General features: G+C 45.9%; 3 protein-coding genes. All 3 read left to right on the forward strand.

The features are described from left to right. Positions 1-457 precede the first annotated feature (457 nt). Positions 458-1,531, forward strand: coding sequence for a septal ring lytic transglycosylase RlpA family protein (locus tag OSCI_RS12010; protein ID WP_007355224.1), 1,074 nt, complete (start codon positions 458-460; stop codon positions 1,529-1,531). A gap of 180 nt (positions 1,532-1,711) precedes the next feature. After that, a complete protein-coding gene (locus OSCI_RS12015; protein WP_007355225.1) occupies positions 1,712-3,283 on the forward strand; it encodes a bifunctional pantoate--beta-alanine ligase/(d)CMP kinase in 1,572 nt (523 codons plus the stop codon). Positions 3,284-3,511: 228 nt separating this feature from the next. Further along, positions 3,512-4,438 carry a polysaccharide deacetylase family protein gene (locus OSCI_RS12020; protein WP_007355226.1) on the forward strand — a complete coding sequence of 309 codons (927 nt, stop codon included), beginning with the start codon at positions 3,512-3,514 and terminating at the stop codon, positions 4,436-4,438. Positions 4,439-4,505: the final 67 nt, after the last annotated feature.

Genomic DNA, 4,505 nt, shown 5'->3' on the forward strand with positions numbered 1-4,505 from the left:
ATTAAAATTGCTTCCCCCAGCTCCCCCATCTCCCCCGCTCCCCCAGTTCCAGAGACTGTTTACATAAATAAGGAAAAAAATATTTAAAGATTTGATGAATTTTTTTAAGAGGGGAAAATCGCTAAAGCCTTTGATATAAAAGCATTTGTGCCAAAATAGCCCGATAAAGTTTTTGTGAAGTTATTGTAAATTTGAGTATTCTTTTGATCCCCAATCCCAGAACTTCGTGGTAGTCTGTTGCAGTTCCTTAACAAGAAGTGAACACGGAATGAGTATGAGTTGTTACTGAAAAGCGAGTTTAGCTGAAAAATTTTGGCTTTTGCAGATGGCTGCGAGAAACTTGCCTAAAAGTGCAGATAACTCAATTGGGGGATGAATGCGGATTAGAGGGTAAATCCCTTGTGCCTGTTCGATTCCTGCTACTCGCTCCAAAATTGCTCTTCACAAAAATGGACGTATGAAGCAAAAACTTGTTGGCGGACTCCTTCCTGTCCTGCTAATTCCCGCTCTGGTGACACCATCATCGAGTCGGGCCCAAGAACCAGAGACAGTTAACATCGCTCATACGGTGGGACAGCAAGTCCACACCGCTAAGCCGTCTCCTCAGTTGAATCCTCAACGGGTGGAGGTTGTTAAAGTGGGAGAGTACCAGTACCAAGCCAAAGCTGAGCTTGACTCTGAGGCGATCGCAAAGATTCAGACCCACTCATTGGCGGGCCGTCTAGCCGCTACAGTATATCTACGCAATATTCCCGTCCTCACCTTTCTAGAACCGAGTACCAAAGGTGGTAAAAACGGAACTGTATCAAACTCTAGGGCAGCCACGAGCAGCGATCGCCTAAAAATAGGGGCGAATGCAGAAGTTCAGAGTAACCGCGAGCAAGGGCCTAAATCCGCTGAAGTAGCCGATCCAGTTTGGCGAGCAACAGCGATGGCCGCAAAACTCAATCAACTTTTCCGAGACAGCGCCGATGCCAATGCTATTGCTGTCAAGTGGGAAAAAGGCGATCGCTACATCATTCAAGTCAACGGGGAGAATTTGGTAGAAATCAACGCGGAGACAATTCTCCCCGACACTACCAGCGACTTTAGCGTAGATGCCTTACAAGCAACCAATCGATTGCGCCGACTCTTAGGCAATGCTCCCCCCCTTCAGGAAGTTGTCGGTAAACCCAAGCCAGAACCCAGAGTAATTTCTCTGGGCCCAGTCCATGTGCGGATCACTGGATGGGCTTCTTGGTATGGCCCAGGCTTTCATGGCAATCTTAGCGCCAGTGGAGAGACTTATAATCAAGATGAGTTGACAGCAGCCCATCGCGATTTACCTTTTGGCACGCGAGTGTTGGTGACAAACCTAGACAACGGCCGTTCCGTAGTCGTGCGAATTAATGATCGGGGCCCCTATGTTGGCGATCGATTAATTGATTTGTCTGCCGCCGCCGCTCAAGTGTTGGGAATGGTCAATTCTGGTATTGCTCCCGTGCAGTTGGAGTTGATAGATTCCCAAAACGCCAGAACAGTTAACCGTTAGCAGTTAACAGTTAACTGTTAACTGCTAACGGTTAACAGTTGACTAATAAAAAGGTCAAATCCGTTAAAATCAGTTACATCCGTTAAATCCTTTAGATCGTCCGTTGCCTAACAGTTAACAGTTAACCGTTAACTGTTAACTATTAACAGTGAACCGTTAACTATTCTGGAGGGTGTCTGAGTGCGCGTGTTTACTACGACGGCGGCTTTGCGCTGCTACTTAAATTCCTATATGTCGCAGGAGGAGCCCAGGCGAAGCCAGCCACAGGCCTCGCTAGTTGCTTTAGTGCCGACAATGGGAGCTCTGCACGCGGGACACCTGAGTTTGATCCGGCGGGCGAGGCTGGAAAATGGGGTGGTTGTTGTCAGTATTTTTGTCAATCCGCTCCAATTTGGGCCGAGGGAAGATTTCCAACGGTATCCTCGGCCCCTGGAGCAAGATCGGTTAATTTGTCAAGAGGCTGGTGTTGATGTAATTTTTGTTCCCTCTGCTGAGGAGTTGGGGGTAGGAAGTGGAAATAGTGCTGAATTTCCAGTGACTACTGTTGTTCCGCCTGGGGCTATGACTTCGGTTTTGTGTGGTAAGTCTAGGCCGGGACATTTTCAGGGAGTGGCGACGATTGTAACTAAGCTTTTGAATTTAGTTAACCCCGATACGGCTTATTTTGGGATTAAAGATGCTCAACAGGTAGCAATTATTCGTAGGTTGGTGGCGGATTTGAATTTGTCTGTGAAGATTGTAGCTGGTGCGATCGCGCGAGAAGCATCTGGTTTGGCTTGGAGTTCTCGCAATCAATATTTAAGTTCGCAAGAAAGGGTGCAGGCAGCTACAATTTATCGTTCTTTGCAACGAGCTCGGGCAGTGTTTGAGGAAGGGGAATTGACACCGGCGGTGTTGAAGGCGGTTGTAAATGAGGAATTGGCGAGGGAACCGGTAGTTGAGGTGGAGTATGTGGAACTGGTTGAGCCTAATAGTTTGAGGGTTTTGGAGGTTGTGGAGGAAGCGGGGTTATTGGCGATCGCGGCTAGGATTGGTTCTACTCGCTTGATTGATAATATTATGCTGCTCAATCGTCGGCCAATTGTCGCAATTGATGGCCCGGCGGGGGCTGGTAAATCTACAGTTACGAAGCAGGTGGCGCAAGTTCTGGGTTTGAGGTATCTGGACACGGGGGCGATGTATCGGGCCGTGACGTGGCTGGTGTTGCAAACTGGGACGCGGATGGATGATGAAGCTGCGATCGCGGAGTTAGTCAGTTCTTGTAAGATTGAATTTAATTTTCACCCTTCATCTTTTACTCTTCATATTAATGGTGAAGATGTGACTCAGGCTATTCGTACTTTGGAAGTGACGAGTCATGTTTCGACAGTGGCGGCTTTGGCTATAGTGCGGCGTTTTATGGTAGAACAGCAGCAATACTATGGGAGAAAAGGTGGTATTGTGGCTGAAGGTCGCGACATTGGGACTAATGTGTTCCCAGATGCGGAAGTAAAGATTTTTTTGACGGCATCAGTTAAGGAGCGATCGCGCAGACGGCTAATCGAACTTCAAGCTCGCGGTCAGAACGATATCAGTTTAGAACAGTTAGAACTGGATATTGCAGAACGCGACGAAAAAGACAGTACCCGCGAGGTGGCACCGTTGCGTAAAGCAGTTGATGCTGTTGAGATTCAAACAGACGGTTTGACCATTGCCCAAGTTACCGATCGCATTGTCAGCCTATACAAAGAGAGAAATGTAGCTAAACGTTAACTTTTTATCCTGATGCTCTTCCAGTTTGCGGTTATTTGCAATAGTATCGTAGAACAACTTAATTAATTAAAAATTGAAAAATAAAAATTAAAAAGTAAACTCGATCGTTTTTAATTTGGTATTTTTAATTTTTAATTTCTTTAAGGCAATCCGAGCCAGGATTGTCGATCTGTTACTGTTCAATTTAAGCTCTAAAATTAACTGCGTAATGGTGTGAAGGAGAAAAACGTGGCAGACTTGAATCGTTTGCTGCGGCAGCGAAAGACTTTCACTGCTGCTTTTGTAGCTGCTGCTGGCAGTTTTGTGCTTGGGGTAATGCTGCCGCTGAATTTACGGCTTAATCATTTGGTATCACTCTGGGCTGTAGTGCAGCCCCAGAAGTCGGCGACGAGTCCAGAGGTTTTGAAAGTAACAGCAGCGGTGGAGAAACGAGTTGATGAGGCCCAAAAAGCGATCGCGCTTTTGGAGGAGAAGCAGTTTAGTTTTTTGATTCCGTCTCAGTTTCAAGGAACTACTGTAACTCAGGCGAAACTGGGTTCTAAGCAAAAGGCGATCGCACTGACTTTTGATGATGGCCCTTGGCCGGAAACAACAGTTCAAATCTTAGATATTCTCAATAAAAACGATATTAAAGCTACTTTTTTCTGGGTAGGGAGATATTTAAAGGCTTTTCCAGAACTTGGGAAGAGAGTAGCTGTTGCCGGTCATGCGATCGGCAATCATACTTGGAATCATAAATACGTTAAATACAGTCAGGATGCTGCTGCTAAGGAGATTGACCGTACATCATCTTTGATTGAGGAGGTGACTGGTATGGATGTTTCGATGTTTCGTCCTCCAGGCGGGATTCTCACTAATGGATTGGCTGCTTATGCTCAGCAAAAAAAGTATACAGTGGTGATGTGGTCTGCTGATTCTTTGGATTGGCGTAATTCGATGCAATCGCTTAAAGATAATGTGTTGCGTCAGGCCAGTTCCGGGGGAATTGTGCTCATGCACGATGGTGGTGGAAATCGCTCTAAGACTGTGCAGGCTTTGCCGAATATTATTGCTGAATTGAGGAAACAGGGCTATAAGTTTGTTACTGTTCCTGAGTTATTGCAGATGCAGGATGAGGAGAGTAAGGAGCAGGAAATAGCGCATACTATAGATTAGTAACTTTTAAAAGTTAACTGTAATATTAGGAAAGCAGGCTTATATAGCAATCCTAAATAGTCGTAAA

The organism is Kamptonema sp. PCC 6506, from assembly GCF_000180455.1.
Classification (GTDB): domain Bacteria; phylum Cyanobacteriota; class Cyanobacteriia; order Cyanobacteriales; family Microcoleaceae; genus Kamptonema; species Kamptonema formosum.

Bases quoted from the DNA above. Each gene is read 5' to 3' on its own strand.
- OSCI_RS12010 (WP_007355224.1), top strand. From the start codon at position 458: ATGAAGCAAAAACTTGTTGGCGGACTCCTTCCTGTCCTGCTAATTCCC.